Annotated in this window: 14 protein-coding genes and 4 pseudogenes; 7 read left to right on the forward strand and 11 right to left on the reverse strand. The window is 37.2% G+C overall.

Annotation, left to right across the window (positions count from 1 at the left end):
- Nucleotides 1–17: 17 nt before the first annotated feature.
- Nucleotides 18–266: pseudogene (locus EPA86_RS12745) on the reverse strand (endonuclease III); the annotation flags it as partial.
- Nucleotides 267–373: 107 nt separating this feature from the next.
- Here EPA86_RS12745 and EPA86_RS12750 point away from each other — a divergent pair.
- From EPA86_RS12750 to EPA86_RS12760, 3 genes are all read left to right on the forward strand, one after another.
- Nucleotides 374–1,840: a serine hydrolase domain-containing protein gene (locus tag EPA86_RS12750; RefSeq protein ID WP_140604181.1), complete on the forward strand. Its 1,467-nt coding sequence runs from the start codon at nt 374–376 to the stop codon at nt 1,838–1,840.
- 209 nt (nt 1,841–2,049) lie between these two features.
- Nucleotides 2,050–2,475: a hypothetical protein gene (locus tag EPA86_RS12755; RefSeq protein WP_140604183.1), complete on the forward strand. Its 426-nt coding sequence runs from the start codon at nt 2,050–2,052 to the stop codon at nt 2,473–2,475.
- A 2-nt stretch (nt 2,476–2,477) separates the two neighbouring features.
- Nucleotides 2,478–3,041, forward strand: a complete 564-nt coding sequence (locus EPA86_RS12760; protein ID WP_140604185.1) for an RNA polymerase sigma factor — start codon at nt 2,478–2,480, stop codon at nt 3,039–3,041.
- A gap of 88 nt (nt 3,042–3,129) precedes the next feature.
- Here EPA86_RS12760 and EPA86_RS12765 read toward each other — a convergent pair.
- Together EPA86_RS12765 and EPA86_RS12770 are read right to left on the reverse strand one after the other, a co-directional pair.
- Nucleotides 3,130–3,378 (reverse strand): annotated as a pseudogene (locus EPA86_RS12765) (endonuclease III); the annotation flags it as partial.
- 67 nt (nt 3,379–3,445) lie between these two features.
- Entirely contained in the window at nt 3,446–4,528 is a 1,083-nt protein-coding gene (locus EPA86_RS12770) for a threonine aldolase family protein (protein ID WP_170309654.1), read from the reverse strand.
- 192 nt (nt 4,529–4,720) lie between these two features.
- On the opposite strand from EPA86_RS12770, the gene EPA86_RS12775 reads away from it, so the two are divergent.
- Together EPA86_RS12775 and EPA86_RS12780 are read left to right on the forward strand one after the other, a co-directional pair.
- On the forward strand, nt 4,721–5,200 hold the full coding sequence (locus tag EPA86_RS12775) for a helix-turn-helix domain-containing protein (protein WP_140604189.1): 480 nt from the start codon (nt 4,721–4,723) through the stop codon (nt 5,198–5,200).
- A gap of 2 nt (nt 5,201–5,202) precedes the next feature.
- A complete protein-coding gene (locus tag EPA86_RS12780; protein ID WP_140604191.1) occupies nt 5,203–6,519 on the forward strand; it encodes a S41 family peptidase in 1,317 nt (438 codons plus the stop codon).
- Nucleotides 6,520–6,546: 27 nt separating this feature from the next.
- Here EPA86_RS12780 and EPA86_RS12785 read toward each other — a convergent pair.
- Nucleotides 6,547–6,624 (reverse strand): annotated as a pseudogene (locus EPA86_RS12785) (endonuclease III); the annotation flags it as partial.
- Between the two features lie 64 nt (nt 6,625–6,688).
- Here EPA86_RS12785 and EPA86_RS12790 point away from each other — a divergent pair.
- Nucleotides 6,689–6,937, forward strand: a complete 249-nt coding sequence (locus tag EPA86_RS12790; protein WP_140604193.1) for an alpha/beta fold hydrolase — start codon at nt 6,689–6,691, stop codon at nt 6,935–6,937.
- 76 nt (nt 6,938–7,013) lie between these two features.
- On the opposite strand, the pseudogene EPA86_RS12795 reads toward EPA86_RS12790, so the two are convergent.
- From EPA86_RS12795 to EPA86_RS12805, 3 genes and pseudogenes are all read right to left on the reverse strand, one after another.
- Nucleotides 7,014–7,262: pseudogene (locus EPA86_RS12795) on the reverse strand (endonuclease III); the annotation flags it as partial.
- Between the two features lie 167 nt (nt 7,263–7,429).
- A complete protein-coding gene (locus tag EPA86_RS12800) occupies nt 7,430–7,945 on the reverse strand; it encodes a methylated-DNA--[protein]-cysteine S-methyltransferase (protein WP_140604195.1) in 516 nt (171 codons plus the stop codon).
- A gap of 24 nt (nt 7,946–7,969) precedes the next feature.
- Nucleotides 7,970–8,746 (reverse strand): isocitrate lyase/PEP mutase family protein, encoded by a 777-nt coding sequence (locus EPA86_RS12805; protein ID WP_140604197.1) that lies wholly within the window; start codon nt 8,744–8,746, stop codon nt 7,970–7,972.
- A 184-nt stretch (nt 8,747–8,930) separates the two neighbouring features.
- Here EPA86_RS12805 and EPA86_RS12810 point away from each other — a divergent pair, with 184 nt between their 5' ends.
- Nucleotides 8,931–9,794: a LysR substrate-binding domain-containing protein gene (locus EPA86_RS12810; protein WP_246058394.1), complete on the forward strand. Its 864-nt coding sequence runs from the start codon at nt 8,931–8,933 to the stop codon at nt 9,792–9,794.
- A gap of 150 nt (nt 9,795–9,944) precedes the next feature.
- Here the strand turns inward: EPA86_RS12810 and nth are convergent, their stop codons facing one another.
- The 4 genes from nth to rsxD are packed head-to-tail and all read right to left on the reverse strand — an operon-like array spanning nt 9,945 to nt 13,162.
- Nucleotides 9,945–10,577, reverse strand: coding sequence for an endonuclease III (gene nth, locus EPA86_RS12815; RefSeq protein ID WP_140604200.1), 633 nt, complete (start codon nt 10,575–10,577; stop codon nt 9,945–9,947).
- A 17-nt stretch (nt 10,578–10,594) separates the two neighbouring features.
- Nucleotides 10,595–11,362 carry an electron transport complex subunit E gene (locus EPA86_RS12820; RefSeq protein WP_140604202.1) on the reverse strand — a complete coding sequence of 256 codons (768 nt, stop codon included), beginning with the start codon at nt 11,360–11,362 and terminating at the stop codon, nt 10,595–10,597.
- Nucleotides 11,355–12,098, reverse strand: coding sequence for an electron transport complex subunit RsxG (gene rsxG / locus EPA86_RS12825; RefSeq protein WP_140604204.1), 744 nt, complete (start codon nt 12,096–12,098; stop codon nt 11,355–11,357). The genes EPA86_RS12820 and rsxG overlap by 8 nt, the downstream gene beginning before the upstream one ends.
- 2 nt (nt 12,099–12,100) lie before the next feature.
- Nucleotides 12,101–13,162 (reverse strand): electron transport complex subunit RsxD, encoded by a 1,062-nt coding sequence (gene rsxD / locus EPA86_RS12830; protein ID WP_140604206.1) that lies wholly within the window; start codon nt 13,160–13,162, stop codon nt 12,101–12,103.
- Between the last annotated feature and the right edge of the window lies 1 nt (nt 13,163).

Genomic DNA, 13,163 nt, shown 5'->3' on the forward strand with positions numbered 1-13,163 from the left:
GAATAAGCTTGAAAAAATTAATCCGTTTTATCTTTAAACTCACATAAATCTTCGATAATACATGAACCACATTTTGGTTTTCGTGCCACACAGGTATAACGACCATGAAGAATAAGCCAATGGTGAACATCAACCTTAAATTCTTTTGGTACAACCTTTAAAAGCTTGTTTTCAACTTCTACCACATTTTTACCCATAGCAAATTTAGTGCGGTTTGATACACGATCGATGTGTGTATCTACCGCTATTGTCGGCCAACCAAAAGATAAGTAAGGTGGTTAAACAATATTTTTTCCTCGCAGGGCAACCGATTTAATACCTCATCCGTCTAAACGACTTTAAACATAATACAGAACTAAATTGAGGAAAAATAATGAAGCACGTACTACGAAGAGTTCATTTAATTTATTTACTTTCCATTTTTTTAACAACTAACTCTTGCTTAAGTATCGCAAGCACCGAAAAGGAAAAAGCATACTCTAAAGCATCGAATGAAGTATTGATTAGTCAAACAGAAGAAATCATTAAACAGTATACCGATCCCGGTTGGTTTTCTGGTAGCGTGGTGATTTTTAAAGGTGACAAGGTTATTTATGACAAAAGCTTTGGTTTGGCCGATATGGAGAATCATATTAAGAATACCTCTGCAACAAGAACCAGAATAGGCTCAATCAACAAACATTTTACTGCAACCCTAATTTTGCAAAAGGTTCAGTCAGGAAAAATAGCACTGGATGATAAGTTAGGGAAGTTTGAACTGGGCTTTCCTAAAGAAATTGCTGGAAAAATTACAGTGCGCCATTTATTGAGCCATACATCGGGTTTTGCTGACATCTTTAATAATGAATATATCAAAACATATCGCTCATTAAAGGATATCGACGACAAGCTACCGTTATTATTGAATAAACCGCTAATTTCCGAGCCAGGTAAAGAGTTCAACTATTCAAACTACGGTTATATTGTTTTAGGGGCTATTTTAGAAAAACTTGAGCAAAAAAGTTTTCAAACAATCATTAGTGAAAATATTTTGGATATTATTAAAGCTGATAACACCATATATGACTTGACTGAAAACGTAAAACATAAAGCTAAGAGCTACCAATTTTCTCCACTAGGGGGAAAAATTGATAAAACTGCTAGGCTGGAGAATCTAACTCCTGATGGCGGCATGTATTCAACCCCTTATGACTTGGCACTTTTTTATTCAAAGCTTTTTTATACTAATGAGTTACTCAATGACCAATCAAAAGCTGTGATGAAAAGTCATTACAAAAGACCAGTTAAACCATGGTCAGAATTCTTAGACAGTGACAATACGAAAGTGGTCTCTTATGGGGGTGGTCCAGGGGTGAGTGCTGCCGTAGAGATATTAATAAAAGATAAGTTTATGATAATCGTCTTAGCTAATACTGACGGTTTGGTAGCAGAACATATTACTCAAAGAGTCACTGATGTTTATCAAGGCAAGGAATATAAAAAGGTCCAATTACCTTTAGGTTTATTTGCAACCAGGTTGTTAAAGGCAAAAGGAGGTAGCTATTTTATCGATAGTGCTAAACGTGAATTTTCTGAAGCCGGGTATGATAATATTAATCCCAGAACATTAAATAAGTTAGGCTTTGCATTCATTAATAATAATCAGTTGAATGAAGCGATTAGTACTTTTATTGTTAATACCAAAATATTTCCACAAGAGGCAAATGCTTTTGATAGCTTGGCTTTAGCTTATGAAAAATCAGGTAACAGAGCAATTGCACTATTGAATTATAAAAAGGCACTTTCATTGGATGAAAATTTTGAATCAGCTAAGCAGGCTATTGCGCGATTAAGCCAATAATCTATTTAATGAGTGGTTCGACAAATAGTTAGTACTCAAATTATTAGTCGAGTACCTGATATTCATATAGGTATTTTTGTAGTTCAATTTAATATGTTGACTAATTCAACCTGAAAATGGTTAGGAAAGATTTACACCTCGTTGGGCAACCGTTTAATCTAATTGTCCGTCTAACCTATTTTAAACATACATAACGCTGGAATAATGCTATGAACACTGTTTTGATTTCCTTCATTTTGCTAGTCGCTTTATGGCTAGTCGTTAAAAGTATCAACACCCACTTAAAACAACAAAAGCTGATTAAAGTTAGAGAAATGCTACATACAGAGCGAGTAAAGAGCTTTGAGACCGATGCAGAACCAATAGATATAAACTTTGAAATGGAAACAATGGAACAGATGATGAGCCAATCTGTTACTACCTCTACAACTTTTATAAGAATATGGCATCAGTTGAGCTTCAGGTTGGGGGTGTTCTTTATTGTAGTTAGTTTAATGGGCTTGACCTTTGTATTAGTTGCACAAATAACAAATATAGAACTCAGGTTTGGTACGGTGAGAATGGCTTTTGCTCCTTTATTTATAGGTATTCCACTACTAGTGACTAACTTTCTTAGTAATAAGTACTTAAAATAAGTATGTCAGGAAAAGTAGAGTATGGCACTGAACAATCGTTGGTCACCGATTTTCTAGCATCAGGCGATGATAAAACTTTCAATCAGCTGCTAAAAAAGCATGAATCACCTATTAGAAGTATTGTTATTGCCACACTTGGTGTTCATTTTAGAAGTGAAGCTGATGATGCTTGCCAGGAAGTCTATATCAAGCTTTATGAAAAGGCTAATAGTTACTCGGGGAAAAGCAAGTTTAGTACTTGGTTATATCGCTTAGTAAAAAATGCTGTCATTGATTATCAACGTACACATACACGTCATCTTGCGACCCAAGCATACGAAGATGAGGAAATGATAGACTGGCATATGCCCAAAGAAAAAATCAATGAGCAAGTCAATCAGTCTATTAATGAATTTGTAGAGAGGCTCCCACTTCAGTATCGGACGGTAGTTTATATGTATTACTGGCAAGGGAAAACAACCACGGAAGTATCGAAACATTTATTGGTTTCACAAGGGACAATAAAAGGGTATTTGCACAGGATAAGAAAGCAAATTGCTATAATAATCGAAGATCATGACATTTAGCGCAATACCAAATTTGGGATGCGCTAAGTTGAGTTATTATAAAAACATTTGTTTTATTGTTGCTTTAGGTATTTAATCGACTGAAAAATCATTCAGTTTTATCTTTATACTCACATAAATCTTCGATAATACATGAACCACACATGGGTTTTTGTGCAACACAGATATAGCGACCGTGAAGAATTAACCAGTGGTGTACATCAACTTTGAACTCCGCAGGAACAACTTTAAGCAACTTCTGTTCAACTTCAACAACATTTTTGCCCATGGAAAATTTTGTACGGTTTGATGCGCGATTTATGAGAGTGTCTACCGCTATTGTCGGCCAACCAAAAGATAATCAAAGTAGACGTTAATAAAAATCAGGTAAGGGCAAAAGCTACTTTTTTCATAGTTTGTGGCAATTAACTTATCATGTTATTTATCACTTCAATCAGCTCATGATCTTGCCAGTCATCTAACGCGTCTCCTATTTGAATTTCAATACGACAGTTATTGTCGTCTGTTTTAATAATTCTATCGAATAACCAAATCTTGTCACGTTTAGCGAGGGCAAGTGCTTTACGTTCTAATACATCAGCCTCAATAGGTAGTTCAATTAAGAAACCATTACACTGCACTGGATTAGGAATAGCTTTAGGCCCAAATGCCCGTTTAATGGAGTGACTCAGTTTTAGTGCTCGTTTGTGAAACTCTGGAATTCTAGGTAAATAATTTTCTATTCCCCATAAAGCGGTCAATATATAAGGAAAAGCAGTAAATAGCTCTCCTCCCAATCGACTTCTCCAAGGCTCTAATTGCTCTATGAAGTCTGAATTTCCTGCAATGATTCCTCCAGCCGCTGCGCCGAGTGTTTTATATAAAGATATGTATACAGAATCTCCAAGTGCTGCAACTTCATCATATGGCCTATCATAATGGCACGCTGATTCAAAAAGTCTGGCTCCATCAATATGCAGTGGAATGTTATTTTCTATTGAGAATTGTTTTAAATAGATGAGCGATTCCCATGTTGGTAGTTTAAATCCAGCTCGCCTAGTAGGTAACTCTACGCATATAGTAGAGAGGTCTTTAGGTAGGTTTTCTATATCTTTGGTGTCAATCGCTTTATCAGGGTTTCCGAACATAACGGCGTCTAACCCTAACAGCTCTTTATAAGCAAATTTTTCGTCAACTTCCATATGAGATTGAGGGTGAATTGCCACTTTCTTGAAACTAGAAAGTGAAGACCAATGCAGTAAAGCACTATGTTGGCCTATCGTGCCTTTGGGGACAAAAAGTGCACGTTCTTTACCTAGAATAGTTGCTATTTTTTGTTCAAGTAGCTCTATAGTCGGCCCTGTGCCAAATAGATCAATATTTTGATCAAGCCCTGAACTCTGCTCCATTCTTTCAATCCACTGCTTATGACTAAGCGGCTTGTGCCGAGTTAAGAACTTATTGCATTCAGACATGAATGGGTGACCGAGTAAAACGCCTTTGTACATGTTATTTCCTATTTGTTTATGCATACATTAGTAAACGCATAAATGCTTGGTTAAAACTAGTGATTAAGGAGCACAATCCAAACGTTTTGCATCCTTTTGATTAACTTATTAAGCTTTTTAATTATTACTTCAGATTGACATAATACAACAAGTGCAATATATTGCGCAATATGTTGCGTAATTTGAGTGGTTATGAATTTGAAAAATATAGAAACAGATCGAAGGGGGTTTACTCCTAAGTTAGCGTTGGATTTTTCTTCTTTAATTGAGAAACAAGCAAAGCCCGTATATGAAAGAATGGGGTTGATGATTCCGGTAATAACGTCATCAACCGTCGTTTTTTTTATTGAGCATAAAACTGCTTCATTACTTGATATTGCGAGATATCTCGACATTCCTCATCAGTTAGCATCACAGCGAGTCAAAGCTCTTTTAAAACGAAATGTGATTTGCGCATATAAAGACACGTCCGACAAGAGAAAGACAAACTACCAGTTAACTGAATTTGGAATAGAACAGGGCAATATCCTCATGGACTACTTAGACAAAGCCGACTTTGTCTTTGAAGAGCTAAATAATGAGTTAGGGTTAGACTTAAAGAGTCTCCTAACCTTATTAAATAAGAGCTTTGAAATAACAACATTAGAACAAAGAGTTTTTAGGGGAGAGTAAAAGTGAATAAATCGATTTTATTTTTGATTGCTAGCGTGCTTTTTAGTCATGCTTTTGCAGCTGATAACAAGCAAGCCCTCTTGAAAGCGGCTGATGTAATCGAAGCTCAATTTTATTCGGAAAAGATCGCTCAAAGCTTATCTAGATATATGCGAGAAAAAGAGTTTTTGGAAAAATATTCTGAGTTGGGTGATAAGCAGGAATTCGCAGAAAAGGTATCGCAAGAGCTCCGAACTTTGTCAGGAGACAACCACATAGGCATTGTCTATTCAAAAAAGGATGTTAAGAGATATAAATTACGTGAACAAGCCAAATCAAATAAGCAAGCTGAACGAGAAAACGCTAAAAATTATCAGCGAAAGATGGCAGAGTCCAAAGCAGATAATTTTGGTATCCAGCAAGTCAGAATGCTAGAAGGAAATATTGGGTATATAGAATTTAGCTATTTTGATGGCTTTGTTGATGAAAGCACTCCTGTCTATGACGCAGCGATGAATTTTTTAGAAAGTTCGGAAGTGGTGATAATTGATCTAAGAAGAAACGGTGGCGGTAATAGCCGGATTTTACCCCTAGTGTTAGGGTATTTTTTAGGGCCGGAACAAATTCATTTCGCCAATAAAATTGAAAGGTGGAAAAACCAACAGACGAGGTTATTAACAATAAACTCTGAAAATGGAGCAAAGCATTTTGATAAGCCTCTGTATATTCTGACAAGTGGAACTACATTTAGTCTAGCTGAACAGTTTACTTACCATTTGAAAGCGTTTTCTCGTGCAATCATTGTTGGTGAAAGGACATATGGCGGTGGTAAGGCCTTTGATCCCGTTGTGTTAGATGATGAGTTTTATTTAAGACTTCCAAGAATAGAAATAAACAATGTAATTACGGGCAAAACATTTGAAGAAGGTATTGGAATCTCTCCAGACATAAACACAAGTGCAGATCGCGCATTTAATACCGCCTATTTAGATGCTTTAAAAGTATTAAAAAATCAAAATACTGACGAAGAGAAGAAAAGCTATTATAACTGGCTATCAAGGGTTGTAAATGCAAGAGCCAATAGAGATTCTTTACAGTCCAACTTACCTAATTTAGCTAAAATTCACAAGTTTGGTGAATTTGTCTTTGAAGCGAAAGCTGGAGAATTATGGATGTCTTTTCGTGGTTTACCGATGGTTAAATTGATTAATTTAGGTAAGGGGTATTTTTATGACGATAGATCGATCCAAAGGCAGTTCTTATTTAAAGAGCATAATGAACAATTAGAATTGCATGTTTTCAGGCTTGGGCATCAACCCAGAGTCCTCGTTGAAAAATAATAATACCTACTTAAGGAGAAATGCTGATTACTCAGTTTTCTCCTTAAACTCACACAAATCCTCAATAATACATGAGCCACATTTCGACTTACGTGCAGTGCAAGTAACAAAAGGAGAAATAATTAGTCATATTATGTTTAAAAAAATTATTATGTTTATGGGAGTATTAATGTCATCGAATAGCCTAGCAAGTCAACCAACAAAAACAGAGACGGTTTTAATTAACGGAAAAAATATTTATTACGAAGTTTATGGCAAAGGAACACCACTAGAGGAAGTTTTACGAGCGAGAAAATACCTACCTAATTCTGAACTTTGGATTATCCCAGATACTGGTCATGGTGGTTATGACCAAGAAAATAAAGAAGCATTTATACGTATGAGTAAATCCTTTCTCGCTAAAGGTGAGTCACGTTAATGTAGTAGCTTGATAGTGTATTTGATCTTAACATCGGATAACAAATACGCTTCGATGAACTTACGCCGTTAAACGACTATTCAATTTTATCTTTAAACTCACACAAATCCTCAATAATACACGCGCCGCATTTTGGCTTACGAGCGGTGCAAACATATCGACCATGTAAAATTAACCAGTGGTGTACATCAACCTTAAATTCTTTTGGTACAACCTTTAAAAGCTTGTTCTCAACTTCAACCACATTTTTACCCATAGCAAACTTGGTGCGGTTTGATACGCGGTCTATGCGAGTGTCTACTGCTATGGTCGGCCAGCTGAAGTTATAAGGAAGGTAGATATAAGTTAACTTCTGATAAGTGCCATTCACGGCCACTCAATTTAGATTAATCACCTTGATTTTAAAAATAAGAGCAAACATTCAATTTAGCTGACTTTGGAGCATTAAGGAGTTTGACTTGATCTAATGTTCAATTTACGAGCATCAACAAACTAAAATTTAAAATCCTGCTCGAACTCAAGAAGCTTTCTTTTTAATGGTAACCCTCCACCATAGCCAACTAATTCATGATTTGAGCCTATAACTCGGTGACAAGGAACAATAATAGCAAATGCATTCGCACCATTTGCAGAGGCAACGGCTCGAATAGCACTTTTATTACCAGTTTCAATCGCAAGATCCCGATAGGTTGTAGTATCACCATAATCAACTGCCATCAAAGAGTGCCATACAAATTTCTGAAATTCTGTTCCAACATGTAACAAACTCATATTGAAAGATATTCTCTGCCCCAAAAAGAACTCTTCAAGTTGATTGTTAGCTTGTTCTAGAACTTCGTCATTCTGCTCAATGAAACTAGCTTTTAGCCCATGCTGAATCCTTTTATCAATATTGGCTCTCATTTTTCTATAACGAAAATCACACAAACATAAGCAATCCTCATACGAGCCTAAAATAAACTCGGCATAAGGATGTTTATAGTATTGAATGTTAATTCGGCTTTTCATGACACTCAATACAAGAGGGAATGATTACTCACGAAGAGGTTTAGTAAACAGTGGCTGACAAGATTCTTTAGCTTTAATATCAACTAAAAGATTTGTCAGTTGTCCGTAAATACTGTCATGAGAAAGATTCCCTGTACTGACACGTTTAACACCTAAATCTGCTAATACAGTTGTATCAGGTAAGTCAGGCATAGCCATGACGTTCACGGGTAGCGATGTTGCTTCAACTATTGCACGAATGTCTTCTTCACAGGTAACACATGGGAAAAACACCCCGTTTGCACCAACATTTTGATAACTTTTAGCCCTCAAAACCGCTTCATCACGCGCACCTTTTATACCTAATAAGAAAACATCACTGCGTACATTGATGAATACATCAACACTAAGCTCCGCAAGATATGTTTTCAACTTACGTATTACTTCAGAAAAGCTTTCACGTCCTACTAACGTTCTTGTTTCGTCTACTATGCTATCTTCGATATTTACGCCAACAACTCCAAGCTTGCTTAATTGCTTTATGTTTTCTGCGATAACCTGAGGATCTCGGCTATACCCTGCTTCAATATCAACAGTTAAAGGCAGTGAAATTGCAGCAGCAATGCGCCCAACCATAAAAGCCAATTCATTAAATGGCATCTGTTCACCATCTTCATAACCAAGTAGGCTAGCTATAGCTGCACTAGAAGTACCTAATGCTTGATACCCTGCTTGCTCTGCGCATCTAGCACTAGATACACCCCAGACATTAGCTAGTAGCAGCGGCTTATCTTGTTGGTGTAGTTTTTTAAACTCTTGCATTAATTTTCCCCTAGTTATTTAGAGCGACTTGTTACAATACACTCTTTATCAAATAAAGGTCATTCTCGTTATTCTTCATGCTAAACACCAACGATAAAAATCGACTTGTTATATAAGAATTACTTATAATACCCTCAAGGTATCAAACGGAGCACAAACAGTGTTTAAAAATATAAACTTACTTGTGACATTTGAATGTGCAGCAAGACATCAAAGCTACAGCACAGCAGCACAGGAGCTGTGTATGTCTCAAGCTGCGGTTAGTCAGCAGATGCGACAATTAGAACAAGCACTTAATACAAAGCTTTTCATCCGTAAAGCCAAACAAATGCTTCTTAGTCAACAAGGAGAAATCTTGTTTGATTCCTCCAAAAAAGCGCTAGGCATTATTAACCAAGGAATATGCCAAATTTATCAAGAAGATATAGCAGGAGAGCTTACGGTTACTTCGACGCAAGCGTTTACTTCTTTGTGGCTAATGCCGAGGCTACAAAGCTTTGCTAAATTGCACCCTAATATCCAGATTAGATTCCTTCCTTCTGCTGGCTTTGAAGACTTTAAGCAATCTCAAATAGATTTAGCTATAAGGTTTGGCACTCAGATAAAAGAGAACACACCAAAAAATTTAATTTGTGAATACTTTGGCGAAGCCTTTGTTTACCCTATTTGCTCTGCTGAGTTAGCCAAGGGGCAAAATCTAGCTTTGCCTAACGATCTTCTTTCTACATGGTTAGTAACTTTAGAAAAACCCGGAGCATATGACTGGGGGACTTGGTTTAAAAGTGTCAATGTCACTGGTTATGACCAGCATAAACAATGGACAAAAGTAAATAGCACAGATACGGCTCTAACAGCGGTATTAAATGGTCACGGAGTTACTTTGGCAGCGCCTTATTTATGCAAGCCTCAACTTGACTCTGGTGAGCTAGTCATTCCTTTTAACTTCCCTCATCCAGCAACTGTTAAGCGTTATATGGTTTACGACCAGAACTCAACCAGACTAACAAGGTTAAAAGTATTTATGGAATGGTTAAAAGAAGAAATGTAAGGGACTTAACTCTCTCTTTAAAACCAAAAGTGACTGACACCACTTAATTTACTAGAGACTCATTCAGTTGTTGAACGTCCGTTTCGTAGAAATTGGCCTACAACTTCAATCTCAAGCAGGCGTCTCAAGTTCGCTCATAGCGCTCTGTGACTAATCAGTTTTATCTTTAAACTCACATAAATCTTCGATAATACATGAACCACATTTTGGTTTTCTTGCCACACAGGTATAACGACCATGAAGAATCAACCAGTGATGTACATCAACCTTAAATTCTTTTGGTACAACCTTTAAAAGCTTGTTTTCAACTTCTACCACATTTTTACCCATAGCAAATTTAGTGCGATTAGATACGCGGTCTATGTGAGTGTCTACTGCTATGGTCGGCCAGCCAAAAGCCGTGTTTAAAACAACATTGGCTGTTTTCCTTCCTACACCAGGTAAAGCTTCGAGCGCTTCACGGCTTTCAGGTACTTCTCCGTTGTGTAAGTCGACCAGCATTTGGCAGGTTTTCATGGTGTTAACGGCTTTGGTGTTAAATAAACCGATGGTTTTTATATAATTTTTTAAACCCTCTAAGCCTAAATCTAAAATAGCTTGTGGTGTATTAGCCACAGGGTAAAGCTTTGCCGTTGCTTTATTTACGCCAACATCAGTTGCTTGTGCTGACAACAGTACTGCAATGAGTAGCTCAAAAGGAGAGTTGAAGTTTAATTCTGTTGTTGGGTGAGGGTTGTCATCTCTTAGTCGAGTTAATATCTCTAAACGCTTTTCTTTATTCATAAGTATTGTTGTTTTTATTAAGAATCAAAATTAACGCGAACACGTTCAATAACTTTATCTTCAACGATAGCGCTTTTCTCTTTCATTTTGTTATCTATGGCATTCTTAATTGCAATTAGGAATCCCATTACAATAAAAGCACCTGGCGGTAAAATGGCTAATAAGAAGTCACTATTTAGTTGAAGGATTTCAATGCGTAATACACTTGCCCATTCGCCAAGTAATAAATTTGCGCCGTCGAATAAGGTACCTTGTCCAAGGATTTCTCTTATGGCGCCTAATGCGAATAACACTAAGGCAAAACCTAACCCCATCATTAAGCCATCAAAAGCGGCTTGTTTAACTGGGTTTTTTGAGGCGTAAGCTTCTGCTCTGCCAATAATGGCACAGTTCGTCACAATTAAAGGCAGGAAAATACCCAAAGATTGGTACAAACCAAAAGTGTAGGCGTTCATTAATAACTGAACACAGGTAACAAAGGCTGCAATAATTAAGACAAATATAGGGATTCGAATTTCTTTTGGTACCCATTGTCTGATAGCCGAAACGGTTACATTAGAGCAGAGTAAAACTAACAACGTTGCTAACCCTAAGCCAATGGCGTTTGTGACGGTTGCTGTTACAGCCAGTAATGGACATAAACCAAGTAACTGTACTAAACCAGGGTTGTTTTTCCATAACCCTTGTACAGCCAATTCTTTATATTCATCAAAGTTTGCTGTGTTTTTGATTTGTTCATCGTTGGTAACATCATTGTTATCAACTGCCGGGCTTTGGCTAGTCATTGTTTGTCTCCTGTTGAGGAGTTGATTTTTCGTCGCTTATTTTTTCGCTTAGAATTTCTTCAGTGCCATTACATGCATTTGGGCGAGTTAATAAACTTTCTTTATTGGTATTAAAGTAATGCACCGTGTTTTTTACCGCTTTAACGACTGCTCGAGGAGTAATGGTAGCGCCAGTAAATTGGTCAAACATACCGTTATCTTTAGCTACAGCCCATCTGCTATCACTTTCAGAAAGTAGAGATTTACCAGAAAAAGAAGTGATCCAATCACTCTTTCTTAGTTCAATTTTATCACCAAGGCCAGGAGTCTCTTGATGAGACAGTACTCGAACTCCGCTAACGCTCGCGTCCATATTCACTGCAACAATTAAATTAATATTTCCATTATATCCATCTGGAGCTATTGTTGTTATGGCAACGGCTTGTACTTTGCCGTCGAATCTTGCTACATAACCTCGCTGAATATCTGTGCTGCCAAGTTGAGCCGAGCTCATTTCAATACAATCATAGGTAATGTTGTTGTTATATCGCTCAGGCGAAATAATGCTATGTAATGTGTTTTGTAATTGTAATTGCTCTTGCGCTTTTATTTTGTCTTTTGTAAGTTCATTAACTAAGCCGACTATTAATGTACACGCTATGGCAAAAGCCGCTAGTATTTTACTATTTTGTGTTATGGCGATTGAACCCGCGCCTTTGCTGGTATTTTCGTCTTCTGTTTTTATATGGTCATTCATCGTTAACTTGACTCCTTACTATGGCCATATGTACGAGGACGAGTATATTGATCGATTAATGGCGCAGACATATTGCAAAGTAGAACGGCAAATGCTACTCCATCAGGATAACCACCAAACGCACGGATTAAATAGACAAGTAAGCCTGCTAATAAGCCGATAACAACTCTTCCTTTAACGCTTGTTGCACCAGTTACAGGATCAGTAAGAATAAAAAATGCACCAAGCATAGTTGCACCAGAAAACCAGTGAAACATAGTAGATGCACTACTGTCAGGGTTAATACTGTAGGCTATAAATGAACACAAAAAGAGACTAAATAGAAAGCTGACAGGTGTTTGCCACGCTATAGCTTTTTGACTGATTAGGTAAAGTCCACCGAGTAAAAATGCTAAGTTTATCCATTCCCAACCTAAAGCAAAGTGCTCGCCAAAGACAGCACTTTGCGTCGCTTCTGTAATGGTTAATCCCATGGTGATGCTTGTTTTGAGAGTATCGAGAGGCGTAGCCATAGTTACACCATCAATAGTGGTCCTTAATTGCTCAACGGAATAACCATCTAGCGTAAAACCGGTAAAAATGGTGGTGAGTGTATTACTAAAGTTTAACTCCATTTCCATCAAGCTCAATGGCGGTTGCCATGTCGTCATTTGAAGAGGAAAGGAAATAAGTAACATAACATAACCCGCCATAGCTGGGTTAAAAGGGTTATGGCCTAATCCACCATATAAGTGTTTAGCAATAGCGATAGCAAAGATTGTTCCAATGACCGAAATCCACCATGGAGCTAGTGCAGGAAGACAAACCCCAATTAAAAGAGCAGTTAATAATGCGCTGCCATCAAACAATTGCTCTGATATTTTTTTATCACGTAGTGAAAGTATAATGAATTCGCATAAGATTGCGGTAATCATTGCTATACAGATATGAATTAGATTGCCCCATCCAAAGAAATACCATTGAGCTAGAACACCAGGAAATGCAGCCAGTATAACCAAGCGCATAAGTGATGATGTTGATTTTTGAATATGGTTATGTGGTGAGCTTGCTATCCAAAATGCCATT

The sequence above is a fragment of the Litorilituus lipolyticus genome, from assembly GCF_006439335.1.
Lineage (GTDB): Bacteria > Pseudomonadota > Gammaproteobacteria > Enterobacterales > Alteromonadaceae > Colwellia > Colwellia lipolytica.